This window comes from Pseudomonas sp. GW821-FHT11D10 (assembly GCF_058808435.1).
Genome location: NZ_JBXARR010000003.1, coordinates 355,967 through 376,584, shown reverse-complemented (window position 1 = coordinate 376,584; position 20,618 = coordinate 355,967). Strand labels below are relative to the sequence as shown.

Annotated in this window: 25 protein-coding genes and 1 tRNA gene; 11 read left to right on the top strand and 15 right to left on the bottom strand. The window is 60.1% G+C overall.

Going from position 1 to position 20,618, the window contains the following annotated elements:
- Window positions 1–38 precede the first annotated feature (38 nt).
- On the bottom strand, window positions 39–920 hold the full coding sequence (locus AC1RT4_RS11955; protein WP_493085459.1) for a dihydrodipicolinate synthase family protein: 882 nt from the start codon (window positions 918–920) through the stop codon (window positions 39–41).
- 26 nt (window positions 921–946) lie between these two features.
- Entirely contained in the window at window positions 947–1,729 is a 783-nt protein-coding gene (locus tag AC1RT4_RS11950; RefSeq protein WP_493085458.1) for an aldolase, read from the bottom strand.
- A 108-nt stretch (window positions 1,730–1,837) separates the two neighbouring features.
- Between AC1RT4_RS11950 and AC1RT4_RS11945 the strand changes: the two genes are divergently transcribed.
- Window positions 1,838–2,380 (top strand): helix-turn-helix domain-containing protein, encoded by a 543-nt coding sequence (locus AC1RT4_RS11945; protein ID WP_007957913.1) that lies wholly within the window; start codon window positions 1,838–1,840, stop codon window positions 2,378–2,380.
- Here the strand turns inward: AC1RT4_RS11945 and AC1RT4_RS11940 are convergent, their stop codons facing one another.
- Window positions 2,381–3,400, bottom strand: coding sequence for a DUF4917 family protein (locus tag AC1RT4_RS11940; protein WP_493085457.1), 1,020 nt, complete (start codon window positions 3,398–3,400; stop codon window positions 2,381–2,383).
- Window positions 3,401–3,554: 154 nt separating this feature from the next.
- Between AC1RT4_RS11940 and yiaY the strand changes: the two genes are divergently transcribed.
- Window positions 3,555–4,703: an L-threonine dehydrogenase gene (gene yiaY / locus AC1RT4_RS11935; RefSeq protein WP_192563829.1), complete on the top strand. Its 1,149-nt coding sequence runs from the start codon at window positions 3,555–3,557 to the stop codon at window positions 4,701–4,703.
- On the opposite strand, the gene AC1RT4_RS11930 is transcribed toward yiaY, so the two are convergent.
- From AC1RT4_RS11930 to AC1RT4_RS11920, 3 genes are all read right to left on the bottom strand, one after another.
- Window positions 4,700–5,866 (bottom strand): multidrug effflux MFS transporter, encoded by a 1,167-nt coding sequence (locus AC1RT4_RS11930; RefSeq protein ID WP_493085456.1) that lies wholly within the window; start codon window positions 5,864–5,866, stop codon window positions 4,700–4,702. The two genes, yiaY and AC1RT4_RS11930, sit on opposite strands and share 4 nt — an antisense overlap.
- 17 nt (window positions 5,867–5,883) lie before the next feature.
- Window positions 5,884–7,119 carry an aminotransferase class I/II-fold pyridoxal phosphate-dependent enzyme gene (locus tag AC1RT4_RS11925; protein WP_493085455.1) on the bottom strand — a complete coding sequence of 412 codons (1,236 nt, stop codon included), beginning with the start codon at window positions 7,117–7,119 and terminating at the stop codon, window positions 5,884–5,886.
- 209 nt (window positions 7,120–7,328) lie between these two features.
- Entirely contained in the window at window positions 7,329–7,817 is a 489-nt protein-coding gene (locus tag AC1RT4_RS11920) for a DMT family transporter (protein ID WP_493085454.1), read from the bottom strand.
- Between the two features lie 78 nt (window positions 7,818–7,895).
- On the opposite strand from AC1RT4_RS11920, the gene AC1RT4_RS11915 reads away from it, so the two are divergent.
- From AC1RT4_RS11915 to AC1RT4_RS11885, 7 genes are all read left to right on the top strand, one after another.
- The gene (locus AC1RT4_RS11915) at window positions 7,896–8,807 is read left to right on the top strand and encodes a LysR family transcriptional regulator (RefSeq protein ID WP_493085453.1); all 912 of its coding nucleotides are present in this window, start codon (window positions 7,896–7,898) and stop codon (window positions 8,805–8,807) included.
- Between the two features lie 153 nt (window positions 8,808–8,960).
- Window positions 8,961–9,680: a PA3715 family protein gene (locus AC1RT4_RS11910; RefSeq protein ID WP_493085452.1), complete on the top strand. Its 720-nt coding sequence runs from the start codon at window positions 8,961–8,963 to the stop codon at window positions 9,678–9,680.
- 4 nt (window positions 9,681–9,684) lie between these two features.
- Entirely contained in the window at window positions 9,685–10,101 is a 417-nt protein-coding gene (fos, locus tag AC1RT4_RS11905; protein WP_493085451.1) for a fosfomycin resistance glutathione transferase, read from the top strand.
- Between the two features lie 60 nt (window positions 10,102–10,161).
- Complete coding sequence (locus tag AC1RT4_RS11900) at window positions 10,162–10,800, top strand: LysE family translocator (protein ID WP_039772730.1); 639 nt, start codon at window positions 10,162–10,164, stop codon at window positions 10,798–10,800.
- 77 nt (window positions 10,801–10,877) lie between these two features.
- Window positions 10,878–12,227 carry a sensor domain-containing protein gene (locus tag AC1RT4_RS11895; RefSeq protein WP_493085450.1) on the top strand — a complete coding sequence of 450 codons (1,350 nt, stop codon included), beginning with the start codon at window positions 10,878–10,880 and terminating at the stop codon, window positions 12,225–12,227.
- Window positions 12,228–12,345: 118 nt separating this feature from the next.
- On the top strand, window positions 12,346–12,501 hold the full coding sequence (locus AC1RT4_RS11890; protein WP_077045875.1) for a KGG domain-containing protein: 156 nt from the start codon (window positions 12,346–12,348) through the stop codon (window positions 12,499–12,501).
- A 75-nt stretch (window positions 12,502–12,576) separates the two neighbouring features.
- Window positions 12,577–13,080, top strand: a complete 504-nt coding sequence (locus AC1RT4_RS11885) for a DUF4142 domain-containing protein (protein ID WP_493085449.1) — start codon at window positions 12,577–12,579, stop codon at window positions 13,078–13,080.
- Between the two features lie 49 nt (window positions 13,081–13,129).
- On the opposite strand, the gene AC1RT4_RS11880 is transcribed toward AC1RT4_RS11885, so the two are convergent.
- The 3 genes from AC1RT4_RS11880 to AC1RT4_RS11870 form a co-directional block, all read right to left on the bottom strand.
- On the bottom strand, window positions 13,130–13,540 hold the full coding sequence (locus AC1RT4_RS11880; protein ID WP_011332870.1) for a low affinity iron permease family protein: 411 nt from the start codon (window positions 13,538–13,540) through the stop codon (window positions 13,130–13,132).
- Window positions 13,541–13,679: 139 nt separating this feature from the next.
- A complete protein-coding gene (locus AC1RT4_RS11875; RefSeq protein ID WP_493085448.1) occupies window positions 13,680–14,219 on the bottom strand; it encodes an AidA/PixA family protein in 540 nt (179 codons plus the stop codon).
- A gap of 123 nt (window positions 14,220–14,342) precedes the next feature.
- Window positions 14,343–14,846 carry an inclusion body family protein gene (locus AC1RT4_RS11870; RefSeq protein ID WP_493085447.1) on the bottom strand — a complete coding sequence of 168 codons (504 nt, stop codon included), beginning with the start codon at window positions 14,844–14,846 and terminating at the stop codon, window positions 14,343–14,345.
- A 373-nt stretch (window positions 14,847–15,219) separates the two neighbouring features.
- Here AC1RT4_RS11870 and tam point away from each other — a divergent pair, with 373 nt between their 5' ends.
- Window positions 15,220–15,990, top strand: a complete 771-nt coding sequence (gene tam, locus AC1RT4_RS11865) for a trans-aconitate 2-methyltransferase (protein ID WP_493085446.1) — start codon at window positions 15,220–15,222, stop codon at window positions 15,988–15,990.
- 40 nt (window positions 15,991–16,030) lie between these two features.
- Here tam and AC1RT4_RS11860 read toward each other — a convergent pair whose 3' ends face one another.
- The gene (locus tag AC1RT4_RS11860; protein WP_493085445.1) at window positions 16,031–16,759 is read right to left on the bottom strand and encodes a class I SAM-dependent methyltransferase; all 729 of its coding nucleotides are present in this window, start codon (window positions 16,757–16,759) and stop codon (window positions 16,031–16,033) included.
- Between the two features lie 519 nt (window positions 16,760–17,278).
- Here AC1RT4_RS11860 and AC1RT4_RS11855 point away from each other — a divergent pair.
- Window positions 17,279–17,647 carry a DUF6124 family protein gene (locus tag AC1RT4_RS11855; protein WP_273902334.1) on the top strand — a complete coding sequence of 123 codons (369 nt, stop codon included), beginning with the start codon at window positions 17,279–17,281 and terminating at the stop codon, window positions 17,645–17,647.
- Between the two features lie 195 nt (window positions 17,648–17,842).
- Here AC1RT4_RS11855 and AC1RT4_RS11850 read toward each other — a convergent pair whose 3' ends face one another.
- The 5 genes from AC1RT4_RS11850 to AC1RT4_RS11830 form a co-directional block, all read right to left on the bottom strand.
- Complete coding sequence (locus AC1RT4_RS11850; protein ID WP_007957951.1) at window positions 17,843–18,250, bottom strand: type II toxin-antitoxin system HicB family antitoxin; 408 nt, start codon at window positions 18,248–18,250, stop codon at window positions 17,843–17,845.
- Window positions 18,251–18,284: 34 nt separating this feature from the next.
- Window positions 18,285–18,464 (bottom strand): type II toxin-antitoxin system HicA family toxin, encoded by a 180-nt coding sequence (locus AC1RT4_RS11845; protein ID WP_007957952.1) that lies wholly within the window; start codon window positions 18,462–18,464, stop codon window positions 18,285–18,287.
- 224 nt (window positions 18,465–18,688) lie between these two features.
- Complete coding sequence (locus AC1RT4_RS11840; RefSeq protein ID WP_493085444.1) at window positions 18,689–19,099, bottom strand: PaaI family thioesterase; 411 nt, start codon at window positions 19,097–19,099, stop codon at window positions 18,689–18,691.
- Window positions 19,100–19,388: 289 nt separating this feature from the next.
- Window positions 19,389–19,462, bottom strand: a tRNA-Gly gene (locus AC1RT4_RS11835).
- Window positions 19,463–19,631: 169 nt separating this feature from the next.
- Window positions 19,632–20,516 (bottom strand): alpha/beta fold hydrolase, encoded by an 885-nt coding sequence (locus tag AC1RT4_RS11830; RefSeq protein ID WP_207985299.1) that lies wholly within the window; start codon window positions 20,514–20,516, stop codon window positions 19,632–19,634.
- Window positions 20,517–20,618: the final 102 nt, after the last annotated feature.

Genomic DNA, 20,618 nt, shown 5'->3' with positions numbered 1-20,618 from the left:
AAATCCCGCCCGGCATGACCCAGGCGGGATTTTTTTGTTCAGCGCAAGGTGTTCAGCAATGCCCGCAATTGCGTACGCCCGGCCTCAGCCAGCGGGAACACCGGCAAACGCGGATCGCCGACTTCCAGATCGGTCAGTCGCAGACCGGCTTTGATCGTCGCCGGCAACCCGCCCTTGAGGATGAAGTCCAGCAGCGGCAACTGGCGGTAGAACAGCTCACGCGCCTTGCCCAGATCCCCCGCCAGTGTGGCTTCGTACAAATCCAGATTGAGCTGCGGAATCAGGTTCGGCGCTGCCGTGCACCAACCCTTGGCCCCGGCGGCGAACGCCTCCAGCGCCAGCGGGTTGCAGCCGTTGTAGAACGGCACCCGGCCTTCGCCGAGCAGTTGCAGCTTGTGCATGCGCTGGATGTCGCCGGTGCTCTCCTTGACCATGGTCACGTTCTCCACGCCGTTGACGATGCGCAGGATCAGCTCCACCGACATGTCGGTGCCGCTGGTGGCCGGGTTGTTGTAGAGCATGATCGGCACGCCGATGCTGTCGCCGATGGCGCGGTAGTGGGCGAGGATTTCCGCTTCGGTCAGCTTCCAGTAAGACGTCGGAAGCACCATCACCACGTCGGCGCCATGGGCTTCGGCGAAACGCGCGCGGCGTACCGCTTTGGCGGTGGTCAGGTCGGACACGCTGACTACGGTCGGCACGCGCTTGGCGACGTGCTTGATGCTGAACTCGGCGACCTGATCCCACTCCGCATCGCTCAGGTAGGCGCCTTCGCCGGTGCTGCCCAGTGGCGCGATGGCGTGAACGCCGCCGGCGATCAGGCGGTCGATGGAGCGGCCGAGGGCCGGCAGGTCAACGCCTTCGCCATTGGCGCCGAACGGGGTGATGGTGTAGCCGATGATGCCGTGAATATTGGACATGAGAGTGCTCCGCAAGGATGAGGTGTTCAGTTCAGGCAATCGGCGTGCTGACGCAGGTTCTGCCGGGCGTAGTAGTTGAAGGCCGCGGCGTGGCGTTTCGGTTTGGAGACCCAGTCATGGGCCTCGCGAGCCAGCTCGGGAATGATCGGCTTGATCGCCCCGGCAGCCATCGCCAGCAATTGCAGTTTGGCGGCGCGCTCGATCAGTTGCGCGATGACACAGGCTTCCTCGATGGTCGTCCCGGTGGACAACTGACCATGGTGGGAAAGCAGGATCGCCCGTTTGTCGCCCAACGCCCCGGCAATCAACTCGCCTTCTTCGTTGCCCACCGGCACACCCGGCCAGCCTTCAAGGAACGCGCAATCGTCGTACAGCGGGCACAGGTCCATGTGGGAAATCTGCAGCGGCACTTCCAGCATCGACAGCGCGGCAATGTGCGTCGGGTGAGTGTGGATGATGCAGTTCACGTCCGGCCGGGCGCGGTACACCCAGCTGTGGAAACGGTTGGCCGGGTTGGCCATGCCGTGGCCTTCGAGCACTTCCAGGTCTTCGTTGACCAGCAGCAGATTGCTCGCGGTGATTTCGTCGAAACCCAGCCCCAGTTGCTGAGTGTAGTAAGTGCCCGGCTGCGGGCCACGGGCGGTGATCTGCCCGGCAAGGCCCGAATCGTGGCCGTTCTCGAACAGGATCCGGCAGGTCAGGGCCAGCTTTTGCCGGTCTGTCCACGTATTATCCGCCAGGCTTTTTTGCATCTGGGTCAGCGCTTGCTTGACCAGTTCGTCTTTGGGTAGTGCTAATGTCTTCGCCATATCCGTGTCCTGTGGTGGTTGCCATGGATGACACTTAAGAGGCTATATGACACTTTGTGTCATTGGCAAGGACAAATCGTCTTTCCTTTGCTGGATTAATCGCTTCGCATGTCTATCCGTTTGAAATTATTGAGAAAAAAACTTGGCGTAACCCTTGAGGCGCTGGCCGAGAAATCCGGCATGACCAAGAGTTACCTGTCGAAGGTCGAGCGCGGGTTGAACACGCCGTCGATTGCCGCCGCACTGAAGCTGGCCAAGGCGCTGAACGTGAAAGTCGAGGAGCTGTTCTCCGAAGACAATGTCAGCCTCGACAGCTACAGCCTGGTGCGCAGTCACGAACGCCAGTCGCTGGCGGCCAACGACCACAGCCCCGGCTACGCGGTGTTGGCCCATCAGGTCAGCGAACGCAGCCTGCTGCCGTTCATCATTTATCCGCCGAGCGAATTCACTGACAAAACCTTCAAGGAACACTTGGGCGAGGAGTTTCTGTTCGTCCACGAAGGCCAGGTTGAAGTGGACTTCGTGAACGAACGGGTGCTACTGGAGCGGGGCGATGCGCTGCACTTCAATGCGCAGAAACCCCATCGCATCCGCTCAGTGGGCGAGGTGCAGGCGCAGTTGCTGGTGGTGGTGCACAGCAGCGAGGAGTGATCAGACCTCGACCGGCACCGACAGCTTCGGATGGCCCAGCGCATGGCTCTTGGAATCAAAGAACCGCAATTCGACGCCCGTGCCCTCGAACACCTTCGCGTAGTGGCGCTTCTGGTGCTGGATGAACGCCGCGCTGCGCGGGTAGATCGAAATCGCCACGGTCTTCGGTTTCGCCAGACGCAGGGCGCGCACGAGGTGGCTGTCCTGTTCGCCCAGAGCGTGACCGAAGATGCACAGGTTGTCGCCGTGACCGAGTAACTGGTCGTAGCAGAACGACAGGTAATCGGAACTGCGGATGGTCTTGAGCTTGTCGGTGCTCGGCCCTTCATTGACGAACAACGGTACGTCGTCGAGTGTCTTGATCGTGTTGTTGATCGCAAAACTGCCGAGCAGCGTGCCCTCGGTGGCGGTCAGTTTGCGCGCGGTGCCGTCCTGGTTGCGCACCAGATGCAGACCGCCGTGCAGGTACAGCAGACGCGGTTTTTCAGTGTGGCTTTCGCACAGATCGAAACTGGCGTCGGGGCCGTTGAACAAGTCGTCGATCGCCTCGCCCTGATGTTGCAGGGCCCAGTAATTGAGCAGGTCGTAGTTGGTGGTGAACACTGTGCGATAACGCGCCAGTTCGCTGTTCAAGGTCGCCAGGGTCGAGGCTTCGATCAGCCGCCACGGGATGTGCACCGCGTGCACGGTGTTGATCAGCGCTTCCTTGATCGCGTAGTAGCGGTTGCGCGGCGCGGCCGAGCTGACGGCCAGTGCCTTGTTGACCCGGCTGGTGGTCTTCAGCGCGCCGAGCACCTGCTCGAAACTGCGCGTCTGCATGGCGTCGAACACGCTCAGTTCCGACGGGCTCAGGGGTTTTTCTTCCACCGTGCGGGCGTTTTCGAACAGCGAGTCGTAGCCGAAATCGTCCCACACCGCGCGACTGGCGCCGTTGCCCAGCAGCAGACCGCTGAAGTCGGTGGTGGCGCGCAACGCGTTCCAGTCTTCGAGTGTGGCGTCGACATCCAGAAAATCGGTCATTGCAGGGCACGTCTCAAAACAAAGGGCAGATGGGCGGCGACTTTATCACGAGCGGGCATTGAGCCAGATCAACATCCGCCGTGACCGATCGGTCGATCCTGTGTGTATCCGCCGGATCGCAGGAGTCGATTCGGCCCCTGTCAGGAGACGCGCCATGAGCAGCACCTTTTTCATTCCCGCCGTCAACATCATGGGCAGCGGCTGCCTCGACGACGCCATGAATGCCATCCGCAACTACGGTTTTCGCAAGGCGCTGATCGTCACCGACGCCGGCCTGGCCAAGGCTGGCGTGGCGACCATGATTGCCGAAAAACTGGCGATGCAGGACATCGATTCGGTGATCTTCGACGGCGCCAAACCCAACCCGAGCATCGCCAACGTCGAGGCCGGGCTGGCGCTGCTCAAGGACAGTCGCTGTGATTTTGTGGTGTCCCTCGGCGGCGGCTCGCCCCACGACTGCGCCAAGGGCATTGCGTTGTGCGCCACCAACGGCGGGCAGATCCGCGACTACGAAGGCGTCGATCAATCGGCCAAGCCGCAATTGCCGTTGATCGCCATCAACACCACTGCGGGCACGGCCAGCGAGATGACCCGTTTCTGCATCATCACCGACGAAACCCGCCACGTGAAAATGGCCATCGTCGACCGCAACGTCACGCCGCTGCTGTCGGTCAACGACCCGGCGCTGATGGTCGCCATGCCGAAGGGCCTGACCGCCGCCACCGGCATGGACGCGCTGACCCACGCGATCGAAGCTTACGTTTCCACCGCCGCCAACCCGATCACCGACGCCTGCGCGCTGAAGGCCATGACCCTGATCAGCAACAACCTGCGCCTGGCCGTGCGCGACGGCAGCGATCTGGCTGCGCGGGAAAACATGGCGTACGCGCAGTTCCTCGCGGGCATGGCGTTCAACAATGCGTCCCTCGGCTACGTGCATGCGATGGCGCACCAGTTGGGCGGTTTCTACGATCTGCCCCACGGGGTGTGCAACGCGGTGTTGTTGCCGCATGTGCAGACGTTCAACGCGCTGGTCTGTGCCGATCGCCTGACTGATGTGGCCCACGCCATGGGCGCCGATATTCGCGGGTTCAGTCCGGAAGAGGGCGCGCAGGCCGCGATTGCCGCGATCCGTTGCCTGGCCAGAGACGTCGAGATTCCCGGCGGCCTGCGTGATCTGGGCGCCAAGTGCACCGACATTCCGGTGCTCGCCGCCAACGCCCTGAAAGACGCGTGCGGCTTCACCAATCCACGGGCGGCGGATCAGCGGCAGATCGAGGAGATTTTCCGCAGCGCGTTTTAAGCGGGCTGGCGATCGGGCGTGAACCTCGTGCAGAGCACCGCGCTCAACGCCAGTACACAACACAGCAGCGACAGCGGCCAAGCTTGCGGACTGGCGAACAGGCTGGCCACCGCGCCGATCAGTGCGGCCATCAATTGGTGGATGAAACCGCTCAGGGCCATCGCGTAGGCGCCGGCAATCGGCGCGCCATCGTTGGCCCGTGACAGGCTGATCGGATAGTTCAGCGACTGGCCGAACACGGCGACGCAGTAAGGCAACCAAAGCAGCCAGGCCATCGAGCCGGCAAACAGGCTGCCAGCCAGCATCACGCCAGTGCCGGCCATCACCAGCCCGACCCCCAGTGCCATCAACCGGTGCTGACCGGTACGCAGCACAAAGCGATTGACCGCCAGGGCCCCCAGAAAATACGCCGCGCTGATCGGCCAGCCCAACAGTCCGTATTCGGTCGTCGACCAACCGAACGGGCCTTGCAGAATCAACGGCGCAGCGCTGTTGAACGCGATGATTACGCCGTAACCCAGACCGCCCGCGAGCGCCGGCAGCAGAAACGCCCGATGGGTCAGGATCGTTCGGTAGACCGCCCAGGGCGAAGCGGTTGTGGGCGCTTCGACGAGTTTCGGAAAATTCAGACGCGAGACTGTCGCGGCCATCAGCAGGCTGACCGCACCCAGCAGATAGAAGATCGCCTGCCAGCCCAGCGTCACCTGAATGAGTGAACCGGCGTATTGCCCGATGCCGAGCGCGACAACGAACGAAATCGAAATCCATGACAACGCCTTGGCCAGCAGATCGCCCCGGAAACTGTCACGAATCAGCACCCGCGCCATCACCGAAATGCCGCTGGCGCCAATCCCCTGAACCAGTCGCAGCAGCAGGAACGACTCCAGCGTCGCACCCAGTGGCAGCGCCAGGTTCGCCAGGCCATAAATCCCCAGCGCCGCCAGCAGCACCGGCTTGCGGCCGATGCGCTGCGCCAGGCTGCCCCAGAGCAGCATCGGCAGCGCCATGCCGATCAGGTACAGCGACAACCCCCAGGCCACCTGCGGAGCATCGACCTGCAAATGCCCGGCGATCTGCGGCAACGCCGGCAGGTAGATGCTCATGCCCAACTGGGCGAGGAACACGGTGGAGCAGGTGATGAGCAGGATGAGTCCGGGGTTCATGAGTCGTCCATGAAGGTTCAGCGGTCGCGATGGCCGCAGTGAGTCAGTAACAGTCCGGTGATCAAATCACAGAAGTGGTGGATCAGGGGCGATTCCATGTCGGCGCGCAGAGTAACGCGAATCGCGGCTTTACCCTGGGCCACCACCGGGAAAAATACCGCACTGGTGAAAAAGCCGTGTTCGGCCAGTTCAATGGCGATTCGGGTGGCTAGAGCGGCCTCGCCGCAGTGGATCAAACGGATGGCCATGGGGCTGCCGTGCTGTTCGGTGCTCAACAGGCTGTCGAACAGGCGAATATTGGCCTGAAGCCGAACCTGCAGGGCCCTCAGTTCTGCACTGCGATGCAGCTGGATCGACGCGAGGCCCGCACCAATGGCCGCGCAATTGAGGCTTTGCGACCAGTTGCTCGGCCCGCCGTAACGCTGGATCAATTTCTTCTGCCGCTGATTGCCGAGCATCACCAGACCGCCGCTGGCCCCAAACGATTTGGCCAGCGAAGCGACGATCAGACAATCCTCTTCCAGCGCCGGCATTCTTGGCCGCACAAGGCCGGCGCCGTTGCTGCCCACCGCCGACAACGCGTGGGAGTCATCGAGATATAGATACAGGCCATAACGCTCCTTCAGATACAACAGACCGTCCAGATTGGCGACGCCGCCCATGCTGTAGGCACCGTCGGCGATATAGGCGACGGTGGTGTGGCGCTGGCACACTGATTCGAGAAAATCCATGTCGTTGTGAGGGCAGGTCAGTACCTGGGTTTCGTCGGCACAACTGGCTTTCAGGTGATGCATCGAATAGTGGGCCAGGCGATCGAACACCATCACCGGCGGACGGTTGTGCGTGAACACGCCACTGGCCAGCAGTGGCAGGACGCCCGCGCTCGCGGCGCTGCAGGACAGACTGCTCAGACACACCGCGCCAAACAATTGCGACAGCTCGTTTTCGTACTGATCGAGCAGTGCCAGCTTGCAGCGGTTTTTCGAGTTGGCAACGCGCAGTGTCCCGGTTTCACGCAGCGCCGCGATGGCGCCTTCAAGCAGGGCGGGGTGGTGATCGAGACCCAGATAGGACGTGGTGCAGAAATGATGAAATTGGCGCCCGTGCTGATCGAGCAAGTGATTGCAGCCTTTGACCTCGACGTTGAGGGCGGCGATTTTTCCGGCTTCGGCGGCTTCCCAATCGTGGTCTGCCAGGGCGATGACTTTGCGGTAGTTGGTAAACGTATTGGCGGATTCCGGCAGATGATTCAAAGGCAGCTCTCCTTGAGCGTGGCAATCCATGGGGTGTTGCAATTTGTGTGTGTTGCCAGACTTTACAGAGAGCTGTGCAGGGTCAGAATCGGCTGTGTCCGATAGCGTTGAGGGCCGTTGGAGATTTACTTGTAGGGCGAAGCCTTGCCGGGCCAGCAGGTGATGAAATGCCTGACAAATCCGGCGCCGGAGAGCCTACGCCTGAACCCTCATCCAACGGCGGCGGCGCTCTTTTCTATTGCGGGGGAGAACTGAATCAGCGCCACTCCTGCCATCAACAATACTGCGCCGAACACACGCGGCAATGTCAGCTGTTTCTCCACCAGCCCGAACAGGCCGAAGTGATCCAGCACGATTGACGTGATCATTTGCCCGGCCAAAGCCAGCGCCAGAAATCCCGAAGCCCCCAGCTTCGGCAGCAACACCACCGCCAATGCGACGAAGCACACCCCGAACGCGCCGCCGGTCCACATCCACAACGGCAGCTTGCCGGCGAGGGGCAGCGACGGCAACGGCAGGCGCAGGGCGACAATCACCGGCAACAGCACCAGCACGCTCACCACCAGTGAGGTCAGCGTCGCCCACAGCGGATGCCCCAACCCCCGCGCCAGATTGATGTTGATCGCACTCTGAAACGGCACCACCGCCCCGGCGAATACCGCCAACAGCAGCAAACCGACCCACTGCATCGTTCCCATGATCGTTCTCCGGCAAGGTTTTGCTGGACTCTAGGCTATTCGTCGCGCAGATTTAAATTCTGTTTTGGTATCCGGAACATGCATCGAATGAATGACTTGCGCCGCATCGACCTCAACCTGCTGGTGATCCTCGACGCCTTGCTAAGCGAGCAACACGTGACCCGCGCTGCCGAGCGTCTGCACCTGAGCCAACCGGCGGTCAGCCACGCGTTGGCGCGTCTGCGCGACTTGCTCGGTGATCCATTGCTGGTGCGTGCCGGTTCGGGGCTGGTGCCCACCGCGCGGGCGCTGGAGCTGGCGGCGCCGCTGGCCGAAACCCTGGCTCAGGTGCAATCGCTGCTGGCGCCGAACACGTTTGATCCTGCCAGCGCGCGTCGTACCTTTCGCCTCGCGATGTCGGATTACGGCGCGGCGATCATCCTGCCCGGGCTGATTCGCACCTTGCGAGCGGAAGCACCGGGTATCGATCTGCAAATCAGCCACGCCAGCCGCGAAGGCATGGTCGAAGGCCTGCTCAACGGCGACATCGACCTCGCTGCCGGCGTGCTCCCCGAATTGCCCGGTGAACTGCGCAGCACGCCGCTGTTCGAGGAGCGCTACGTGTGCTTGCTCGATCGCCACAGCTTGCCGGCCGACGGCCAGCTCGACCTGCCGACCTACCTGTCACGCCCGCACGTGTTGCTGGAAATGCGCGGCAGCGGTACTCCGGAAATCGAACGCACCCTGACCGCCCTGCGCGAACGCCGCCGCGTGGCCATCAGCCTGCCGCACTGGAGCGTTGCGCCACGCTTCATCAGCGGAACGAATCTGATACTGACCGTGGCTTCGCGGGCGCTGAATGATGTGGATGACGAATCGCTGATCGTTGTGCCGCCACCGTTCGAGATCGCGCCGTTCACCTTTGTCTCGGCGTGGCACAAGCGGCGGGGTGGGGATCAGGCGTTGAACTGGTTGAATCAACGGATTGAGCAGGGGATAGTGCGCGGCTGAAAAACATCAAGGAGCGGGGCGTGACAGTGAAGTCTGGGGGCGTGGGATGGTGCTGACACCCCTTCGCTACGACGGAAAATCCTACGTCTTGCCTAAAGGTTTCAAAGCCATCGAGTGATACAGAGCCAACGCGACTTATTTCAAGGAAGAGCCATGTTTACACCAACCCGACTTCTTATCGTCCTCGGCTTTCTGGCCGTCACCACTCAGGCCCACGCCGCCTGTGAGATAAAGAAATTCGACGGTCACTCCCTGTCACGCTGCAAAGTGTGGCCGGCCTTCCCGGACAAGGCGATCTCGGCGAAATCTACATTCGTGTCCGACTCCGAAGGTGATCACGACGGCGTTTTCGATCTTGAGTTGTCGCTCCTCAACGCCGCGAATGCCAAGCCGTTGGCGAGTTACGTCAAGCCTGGAGCCTACAACTCCGATGCCATCCGTTTCGAGGACCTGACCATCGACACGGCTCGCTATCGCCTGGCGTCCGACGTTCGCGCATTTGGCTTGCGTACGAAGTTTGCCGATCAGCTTTCTCGGGCCAACCCTTACGCAAAAACCGATTTGGCGCTGTATGTACGCGAAGGCAGCAAGTTACGTCCGGTGCTGGAAGGTCTGGTCATTCGGAAGGAATTTGGCGAGGGTACCGGTGAGTGCGAAACCAGGGACACGAAAATCCTCAGGGCCGTGGAAATCGGCCCATCCAGCCATAATGGCTTTGCTGACCTGATCGTTTCCTCAAGTGGTGTGGTGTACACCTCGACCCAGTCAGGCAAAGAGTGCGTTTCCAAAACCACCGACCTGACTAAAACCCAAATCACCCTGACCTACGACGGCAAGCAATACACCATTCCCGAAGACCTCAGAGGTTACTGACCCGATGCTCACCGGCCTCAACCACCTGACCCTCGCCGTCACCGACCTGGACCGCAGCCTCGGGTTCTACCGCGACGTGCTGAAGCTGCGGGTCGAGGCCACCTGGGACGCCGGTGCCTATCTGTCGCTCCCGGGCCTGTGGTTGTGCCTGTCCCTCGACCCGAAGCGCCAACCCGAACCCGCCGCCGACTACACCCACTACGCCTTCAGCCTCGGCGCGGCGGATTTCCCGCTGTTCGTGCAACAGCTGCGCGCCGCCAACGTCCAGGAATGGCGTGACAACCGCAGCGAAGGCGCGTCGTTCTACTTTCTCGACCCGGACGGGCACAAACTCGAAGCCCACGTCGGCGATCTGGCCTCGCGACTGGCCGCGTGTCGGCAAAAGCCCTACGCGGGCATGCGTTTTTTCAACGAGTCGTGAATATTCACAAACCGCTGGGATAGACTGGCGGCCACGTTTTCCGGGACTTGCAGGTTTTCCATGACTCCATCGTTGCTAATGGCCGTGCTGGCCTCGGGTTTCATCTACGGCATCACGCCGGGGCCGGGTGTGCTGGCGGTGTTCGGCATCGGCGCCGCACGTGGGCGGCGGGCCGGTGCGGGGTTCCTGTGCGGGCATCTGCTGGGCGATGTGATCTGGTGCAGCACCGCGCTGATCGCGATTGTCGGCGCCCGGGAAATCGGCAGCACCGCGTTCGATGTGCTCGGCGTGCTCAGCGGCCTGTACCTGTTCTGGCTCGGCTGGCGCGCGGTGCGGGCCAAGCGCAGCAACGGCGATCAGCCGCAGGGCGCGGCGCGTCAGCCGTTCTGGCACGGCATCCTGTTCGGCCTGACCAACCCCAAGGCTTACCCGGTGGCGGTGGCGACGTTCACTGCGCTGCTGTCGAGCCGCGCCGAACTGCTCAACTGGTCGATGCTGCCAATGCTGATCGCCTTGAGTTTCCTCGGCGGATTGCTCGCCTACGCTATCCTCATTGGCATCGTCGGGGCGCGCCAGGTGCGTACGCTGTACCAGCGTCATGAACTGGCGATTACCCGGTTGTGCGGGATCATGTTCATCGGTTTTGCCATCAACGCGCTGGTGCATGCGCTGCCGGGGTTGATGCCGAACAAGGCTTGAAAACAGTCGCTGGGATGCGAGGTCGAGGTCACGGATGGTTGAACAGTGCTGCATTGCCCGGACACCCACGCTGAACCATGGAAAGCCGAAATTCCGCGCCGCTGGCGAGTTACATCGATCTGTTGCTGGACGCCGTTTGCGCGGTCGACAAGCAAGGTCGTTTCGTTTTTGTCAGCGCGGCCTGCGAGCGGATTCTCGGCTACACGCCTGACGAACTGATCGGCCAGTCGATGATCGACTACGTCTACCCGGCCGACCGTGAGCGCACCCTGGCCGCCGCGAGCGACATCATGGGCGGCGAGCCCAAGCACAATTTCGAAAACCGTTACGTGCGCAAGGACGGCAGCCTCGTGCACATCCTGTGGTCGGCGCGCTGGTCGGAAGTCGATCAACTGCGCATCGCCGTGGCCCGTGACATCACCGAGCGCAAACTCGCCGAATCCCGTCAGGCGGCGCTGTACGCGATCTCCGAAGCGGCCCATGCGGCGGAGGATCTGCTGGCGCTGTTCAAGCGCATCCACCTGATCATCGGCGAGTGGCTGCCGGCGCTGAATTTCTCCGTGGCGCTGTACGACGAACATTGCGCGCAGCTGAATTTTCCCTATCACGTCGACGATGACGAGTTGCAACCGGAGCAACCCGGTACCGTCACCGGGCGCCTGTGTGCGGAAGTGATCCGCAGCGGTCAGCCGATCCTCCTGACCCCGGATTGCCCCCACGCGCCGCCGGAGTTCGCCGCGCTGGTGGCCGGGCAGCAATCGCCGTGCTGGCTCGGCGTACCGCTGAGTTCGAAAGACCGTACCATCGGCGCGCTGATCGTCAAAAGCCTGCCCGGCGGCGAGCGCTACACCGAGCGCGACAAGGAACTGCTGCAATACGTCTGCGCCCAGGTCGCCACCGCCATCGAGCGCCAGCAACTGCACGCCCGCCTGCGACGCATGGCGCAATACGATCAACTGACCCAGCTGCCCAACCGCGAACTGCTGCGCGACCGGCTCAAGGCCGCGCTGAGCCATGCGCGGGATCAGTCCGGGCACATGGCGCTGCTGTATGTCGATCTGGATCGCTTCAAGCAGGTCAACGACACCTTTGGCCATGGGGTCGGCGACATGCTGCTGCAGACGGTCGCCAACCGGCTCAAGGGCTGCGTGCGCGAGACCGACACCGTGGCGCGGATCGGTGGCGACGAATTCGTGGTGCTGCTGCACAGCGTCCACGCCGCCGACGATGCCGACAGCGTGGCGGAAAAAATCCGACTGGTCCTGGTGCAACCCATGCGCCTGGATGGGCACAACCTGCACATCGAACCGAGCATTGGCGTGGCCCGATATCCCGAGCATGGCGACGAGGAACAGCAACTGTTCCGTCACGCCGACCAGGCCATGTACGCCGCCAAACGCCTGAATCATCGGGCACTCGACAGCTGATCAGCGAGGCACCGTTCGTCGCGGCGACGGCAACTTTTCTAAACCTTTGGCGGTCAGGAAATTCTCAATCTAGGCGGGCACCTGCTCGCTTACGATCAATGCCAAGAGGTAGAGAATCATGCCTAACTCAAGAAACTCGAACTCGGGAAACTTCGCCAACGATCGAACGAAGGCGTCTGAAGCCGGTCGCAAAGGTGGGAAAACCACCACCACGACTGTCGACAAAGAGCCAAAAACCGACATGGGCCGCAAGCCTGCTCAGAAATCGAAGTAGTCGGCGAAGGTTGTTTTGATTGAGAGGCGGGGGCGCAAGCTCCCGCTTGAATCTGCAAAGAAGGAGGGCGCGACCATGAGCCGGATGGCCACCCGAGTACGCCACATCAGTTTTGTCAGCCTGCTGGGGTTGTTTGCCAGCAGCGCGTTTGCCCAGTCGCCCGCCGACTTCATCAACGAAGCCTCGGCCAAAGGCATGGCCGATATCGAGGCCAGTCGTCTGGCGCACAGCAAGGCCGAGTCCAAAGAGGTCAAGGATTACACCATCGTCGTCATCAACGACCGCACCACCGCCAACCAGCACCTGGCGAAAATTGCCAAGAAACTGGATCTGCCGGTGGCACCCCGTGAAGAAGTCGCCGACAAGGCCAAGACGTTGATGCCGGAAGTCAAAGAAGGCGCCAGCTTCGATCAGGCCTACGCCGCCAGTCAGGTCAAGGCTACGGAGGAAGCCATCGAACAGATCCAGCAGGAAGCCCAGACCACCGACGTGCCGGAGATCAAGGCATTTGCCGACGAGACCCTGCCGAAACTGCAGAGTCATCTGGAAATGGCTCGAGCTCTTCAGGCCAGTCGCTGAATCCGCAGCAAAAAAAACGGCGCTTTTTTAGCGCCGTTTTTTTTGCCTGTCAGCATTCATTCAGATCCTGCTTCGGCTTGCTTTTGTCCCCCAGACCTTCCAGGTCAAACACCTCGTTTTCACCCATTGCCCGGTAATGCCGACGCAACGCTTCCAGCTGCTTGAGATCCAGTGACTCCAGCCCAAGCATCGCGTTCTGCGCCTCCTTGTTCACCCGCAGCAACTCATCGAGTTTCAGATGCAGGATGTCGGTGTCGCGGTTCTGGGTGTTCTGGATCAGGAACACCATCAGGAACGTGATGATCGTGGTCGAGGTGTTGATGATCAGTTGCCAGGTGTCGTTGTAATCGAAAATCGGCCCGCTCAACCCCCAGAGCCCGATCAGAATCAAAGCCCCCATGAACGTCTTGGGACTGCCGGCCCAGAGCGCCAGCGTTTGCGAAATCTTTGCGAATTTCATGGCCGTGTTCCTTGTTGGGGGGAGCTTGAAATTCAGACATCGGGGGGGTGCGGAAAATTCTACTCACAAAGTTCGTGGCCTTACGGGGCGACTACCACGACTGAAAAAAAACCGGCCCATGCGGCCGGTTTTTTGTGGCTCAGTTCGTCACCTCAACTTCAGTGGTCCAGCTGAAGTACCCCACAGCCTCGCATTGCTGGTTGACCAGCATGAACTCCAGTTCGAGCTTTGCCGTGCCTGGGGCTTTGGGTGTGCACGCCCAGAAGTGATCGTGGGCCTTCTGGCTGCCCGGTTCAGTCGGTTTATCCGGGTTGGGGGCGGGGACCGTGAGGTCCGGGTGCACTTGCAGAGCCGGATCTGAAAGTACGGTGTTTGTGTCGACCTTCATGCCGTAGACCACAACGCTATGTTCGGCGATGAGACTGACCGTTCTTCCGCGAAAATGAACAATACGACCAATGTCGACAGGTAAAGCAACTTTGCTGTCATTTATAGCTATTTTGTTTGCTTCGTTACCTGCGGTGAAAAAGACGAATCCATCACTGATGGTTGTCGGCGATTCGGAATTCAGGCTGGGGTCCGGATAGCGCGAGCGTATTGATTCGGCATCGACGATCAACAGAATATTGTGCGCGTTCTCGGTGATGGAAGACGGTGAGGGGATCGGTTCGGAGGTCATCATGGATTCCTTTCATGATGTTGGCGCAAGACGCCAACCGCTTCGGCCGGCCGTGCATCCTGGTATGGCCGAGGCGGTAGCGAATCCGTCGGGCCCTTTGTCGCCAAAGAGCCCGAAGCCACGTCAGTTGTGAATGGAAATGAACGGATCCCACGAGCAGCAACCGATGATCTGGCAGTTGCGGTCGACGATCAGGAAGTGGAAGTGATAGGTCACGCGACCGCACGAAAGGGTTTCCGATGACCAATAGTGGTTATCGACTTTCTGGCAGCTGGGCACCGAAGGATTGCTGGTGTTTGGCACTGCAACGCAGGCCGTAGCCTTGCGCGGCGAGGGTGGGGAGATCAGGTCGGCGCCCTGGTTGCCGATGAACTTGTAGAAGATCACGGCGGTTTCGAAGCTTTGCGACAGGCTGGTTTCACGCCAGCGGATCAGGTCACCGACCTGTGCCTTGAGGTCCAGTTCGCCACCGGCCTGGCCGCTGACCACGTTGTCCTGGTTGGTGACCATGTACACGTGTTGCCAATCGATCAGCGTCGGACTCTTCGGGTCTTTGCTGACGTTGGGATACTTTTTCAGAATGGTTTCGGTGTCGATCGTGACCAGCACATCCGTGACTCGAGACATGGTAAAGCTCCTTGTTCATAGTGAATGCCTGATACAGATTTCAGGCGCGACAACGTTGCTTGCCGTTTGGCCGTTGCGAACACACTACTGACGGAACCCACCGTTCACGAGAGATGAGCGGACCTGCTCCCTGCAGGACGACTGATAGGCCGGGTTCCTTCCGACTGCCGCAAATTGACTATAGGCAGGTATTACAGGCTGTCAAAATTGCGCTTAACCGGTTCGACGGACGGTCAATTGGGTGATAAGCCCCTGCGATTTGGCGATAACCATCGATACGTCGAACACCGTTTGCCATTTGTCGATCTGGAGCTGAGGGCCACGCAGCCTGTATCGTAACGAACCGCTGGAATGCCCCCGACAGGAGAACGCAATGACCTGGTCCGCCAAGCAATACGTCACTTTCGAAGATGAACGCACCCGCCCGGCCCGCGACTTGCTGGCGGCGATTCCCACGCCCGAAGCGCGTTCCGTGGTCGATATCGGATGTGGCCCCGGCAACTCGACCGAGTTGTTGGTGGAGCGTTTTCCGGGGGCGAAAGTGCAGGGGCTCGACAGTTCGCCGGACATGATCGATGCCGCGCGTAAGCGTCTGCCTCAGTTGCAGTTCGAGGTGGCGGACATCGATCAATGGGCCGATGAAGGGCCGTTCGATGTGATCTTCGCCAACGCGGTTTTGCAGTGGGTGCCGGATCACGCGACGTTGCTGCCGGCGCTGGCAGGCAAGTTGGCGCAGGGCGGCAGTCTGGCGATTCAGATGCCGGACAACCTCAACGAGCCGTCCCATCGGTTGATGCGCGAAGTCGCGGCCAACGGGCCTTGGGCCAGCAAACTGGCGGGCGCGGCGGGGCAACGGACCGAGATGGCGGATGCCAGTGCTTATTTCTCGATGCTGCGGCCGCATTGCGCGCGGGTCGATGTGTGGCGCACCACGTATCACCATCAGTTGGCGGGCGGCGCCTCGGGTGTTGTCGAGTGGTTCAAGGGCAGCGGTCTGATTCCGTTCCTCAGTCCGTTGGCGGAAGCGGAGCGGGCGGAATATCTGGCGCAATATCTGGCGGAGGTCGCGAAGGCGTATCCGGCGCTGGCGGATGGTTCGGTGCTGTTGCCGTTTCCACGGTTGTTCATTGTCGCCACACGTTGAATTGAAAAAGGGCCGATTTGATCGGCCCTTTCTTTTGGAGTCAGCGTTGTACGGCGACCAGCATCATCATCGGCCGCTCACGCTCTTCAGCGAGGGCCGGTTGCGCGGCCACGTCTGCATCGCTCGGGCCCCATTCATTGACGTGTTGAATCGTGAAGCCGGCGCCGATCAACGCGTTTAGCAGCGTGCCGACCGTACGATGCTGCTTGATCACCCCGTCGGCCAGCCAGTTGGTCACCCGCTCGCCTTCCATCTGATAACTGTCCAGCGGCCAGCGTTTGTTGCCCTCGCTGTCGATCAGCCAGCCCGGATTGCGCGGCGCCATGAAGATCGGGTGCTCGATGGAAAACACAAAATGCGCACCGGGTTTAAGCGCCGCGTGCAGCTTGGCGAACAGCCCCGAAAGATCCTTGATGTAGTGCAGCGCCAGTAAGCTGTAGGCCAGATCGTAAGTGCACGCAGGCAAATCGAGCTGTTCCAGGTCGGCACGTTCGTAGCGGATGTTCGCGGCCGAGGTGGTTTCCTTCGCCCGTTCGAGCATTTTCTCCGAGACATCCAGCCCCAGCACCTCGGCTGCGCCGTTTTCGCTGGCCCAGCGGCAGAACCAGCCGTAGCCGCAGCCCAGATCCACCACCTGCAAACCGTGCAGGGAGGGCAACAAGGCTTTCAGCGCAGGCCATTCCGGCGCGGCATCGAGGCCGCCGATGGAGCGGTTCATCTGGCTGTAGCCCTGGAAAAATTCGGGATCGTCGTAGATGTTCTGGGTCATGGGTTTGCTGCTCTTTTGAATTTGATATGGGTGGCTCGGAGGCCACGGTTTTGAATCCCTCGAAACGTGATGGCGCGTATTCGTCGATGGCCGCGCAGGGGGAGGGTGGTGGGCGATGGGGAAATGCTAGCGGGTCGTGGCGAGTGTGAGAACCGGCGGAGTGTTGGGGATCTGTAAACGCGGTTTTTCGATTCGGGATGTTTAAAGCGTTGGCCATGTTTACTGAACCTTCCCACAAGGTTTTCAGGTTGTCCGTCGGAAATGCGGGCTCTAGCCTTTGAGGGTCGCTGATGAATCGGCGATCGGGATTGGAACCCCGAGGAGAGTTGGAACGCACAATCGTTATTCATGACGTATGCTGCGCACCTTGAATGTGTGCACTCTGTTATGGCGGCTGTGCGCGGGAGACCTTCGGGTCTGCCGGGTTGTCTCTCCCCGGGTTCCAACCTGCGTACAGCTGCCTCCTTTCGCGTGGAACCGAATGGGTCAGCTCCAACCTGTTTTTGGAGAGATGAAATCATGTTCAAGCCAACACCGAATCCCCCCGAAGTCGAAACCGACCCAACATCCCCCTACACCTCAGTCGACTCCAGAAAACTCAACGACGCCGCCAACCGCGCCCTCGATCACTACCTCTGCCCCGGCGCCCATGTCATGGGCACAAACAACCAACCCGACCCGATGTACTTCGCCAACCCGGCCTACGACACCGAATCCCTGCTGGCAAACGCCAGCGAGTCACTGGGCTCTGCCAGCGAAATGCTCAACAACTTCGCCGCCACCCTCGACCCCACCCACCGCAGAACCGCGATAGGCATTGCGCAACTGGTGATGCTGGGGGAATTGGCGGTGAATCAGGCGCTGGATCATGTTGAGGTGAAAGGCTGAGCCGGATAAGAGCAAAATATAGTGAAAACTAACGGCATATAGGGACACCCGTTATACGTCGGTAGATTTATGTAGAAACAAGCAATTGTGAGGCTGTCTTAAATCCCGGCGTCGCTGAATCGAAGAGTAACTACGCCGATGCGACGTTTCAGCGGGCAAGAAAAAACCGGTCTTCAAGACCGGTTTTTATCCGCTTCAACGTTGCTGCAAAACCTTGAGCGCCGCCGAGGCCAGGAATCCGGAGCGGCTTTTCTCTTCCGGATGGTGCAACACGTACTCATCGATTCGATTGAGCAGGTAGCCCGGCAATGTGATGTTGAGTTTCTGAGCTTTGCCCAGGTATTTGGTCACATCGATATCCACCACCGCCCATGTGCAGCCAGCGTATTTTGGATTGGCGGCATGCAGTGTGACCTTGTTGGCTGGCGGGATAGGCGAGCCGTCTTCGGCCAGAATCTCGAAATGGCCTTCAATGGCTTCGCGGGCCATCGCCATTGCGTCATCCAGATCATCTCCAGCGGAGAAGCAGCCTGGAATATCCGGCACCTCCACTCCCCAAGCATGTCCTTCATCACCCACTGAAATCGCGATCGGGTAAAGCATGTGTCGTCCTCCACGGCGCAATTGACCTGACGGGTCAAAGCAGCGCCTGCTGCAAAATACTGATGGCCGTTTTCTTGAGCAGATCCTTCTTCGGGTGAGGCACTGTGACCAAACCAGGTTTGGTCGGATGCTTGAAGTGATGATGACTGCCCCTGACCCGCACCAGATACCAACCGTCTGCGACGAGCTGGCCAATTAGAAAACGGCTATTCACAACACCTCCTTGTGGTGTGCTTGGTGGGTACTATACCCACGATTTTTTTACGATCAACACTATAACCACCGAGCGGTCATCGTCCTTTGATGAGACTGGTGTTCACGAAGGAGTCTAGGTGGGGATACTTCAGCGGGATGGGGAGTGTATTGCAGGCCGTTGCTGCGAAATGAAACGGGCACAAAAAACCGGTCATCAAGACCCGCTTGGATTCGTCTGGGGGACTACTGCGGCACCGCGAACACTGCACTGGCACGGGCAACCATTCGATCACCGACATGCAACCCGACAGTGGCAAACGCCAGCTGCCGTCCTTTTTTGGAGTGCTCAACGCGTACCTCGAGCCACTCATTGATCTGCACCGCGCTCAGATAGTCCAGGGTCATACTCGCCGTGATCAATGGCAGGGGAGGTTCGCTGGAGAATGCCATGGCGTAACCCATGCCGACATCCGCCAAAGTCGCCAATACACCGCCATGCAACGTGCCCCGTCCATTGGCATGTCGTGAGTCTGTCCGCAGACCGATTTCAAGTTGCAAGCCACTTCCTCTGGTATAGATCGGGCCAAGCAAGTCGAGCAACGGACTGCTGCGGGTCAGCGGAGTGAAGCCCTCGGGAATAGCTGTGTTGTTCATGGTCGATCCCTGTGCCGGTTGGTTACCAGGTTCTTTGGCCTGAATACGGAGCGTTGCTTATGAGGGTTTAATCCTGACTTCGCCGTGGGAGAAGGATCATACGTATGGGGAATTTGCAGCGATAAGCTGATCACCAAGGAACAGTAGGGGCAGGGTTGTTTCGACGGTAACGATCTTTGGACTTGCCAAGGAAAACTCAAATCCCAGACACAAAAAAACCGGCCATCAAGGCCGGTTTTTTCTGTTTCCGCATCCCCCGTCAAACCACGACGCAAGACATAAATTCGATTGGAGCGGGTGAAGGGAATCGAACCCTCGTTATCAGCTTGGGAAGCTGGAGTAATGCCATTATACGACACCCGCTCAGAGCGGCTGACTTTGTACCAGACTCGGCCACGGATTTGAAGTTTTCTTTGCGTGTGGCGAGTGGAAAAGCCTGAATCAGAGCCAGATCGGTCAATCGCGGGCAAGCGCTGCAGGCTGGAGGATGGCTGAATCTCAGCCCTGCAGGCTTGCTCGCGACGACACTGTTTCAAATGGCCAATGCATGGTGATCCTGGACGAGCTGGTAACGCGTTCGGCTGGCCTGTTGCGCCGGTTTCAGGAAACCGAGCAGGGCGTTCTGGCTGTCCCGGCAGGCGGATTTGTGTTCCATGTCGAGGAAGTGCCCGGTGGCCTGCAGGGTGGTGAAGGTGCTCTGCGCCACGTGGCTGCCGAACAGGCGCGCATCTTCGGCGGCGGTGTATTCGTCCCATTCGCCGTTCATGAACAGCACCGGCACGTTGATTTTCTTCGCCGCGTTCAGATAGCACTGACGGTCGCTGTGCAGCACGTCACTGATGTGGAAATGCATCTGCCCGTATTCGTGCTCGGCCAGGCTGCTGACGTGGCGATAGTTGAAGCGCTTGAACAGCGACGGCAGGTGTTTGCCGATGGTGTTGTTGACGAGGTGGCCGACCCGGTCGCCGTCACGTTGGCCGAGGCATTCGACGCCGCGTTCGAGGTAATCAAGCATGTGCGCGTTGATCACCGGAGAGAACGAACTGATCACGGCTTTTTCGATGCGCCGAGGTTGATGGGCGAGGGCGACCATGGTCGCGGCGCCACCCCAGGAAAACGACAGCACATGTTCGGCCGCGAAGTGGTCGATCAGCTCCAGCAGGATCAGTCCTTCGACTTCTTTCGTCAGATGTTTCTCGTGGCGGTTGTGGACTTTCGACTTGCCCGCGTAGGGCTGGTCGTAGCAGACCACGTTGAATTGCGGGTGCAGATTTTTCACGGTTTGTGCAAACGACGCAGTCGTGGCCATCGAGCCGTTGACCAGGATGATGGTCTTTTCTGCGGCGTCTGCGCGATAGAACTCCGTGTAAACCCGATACTGACCCTGTATATCCAGCACAGCGATTTCTGGCCTCATGTCATAAGACTCCTGGCAAGCAAGCGGGTATGCGCGCAAATAGAGATTGCACGAGCTTTGTGACAGGTAGGCATACGCCTGGAATTTTGGAGCCCATGTCGA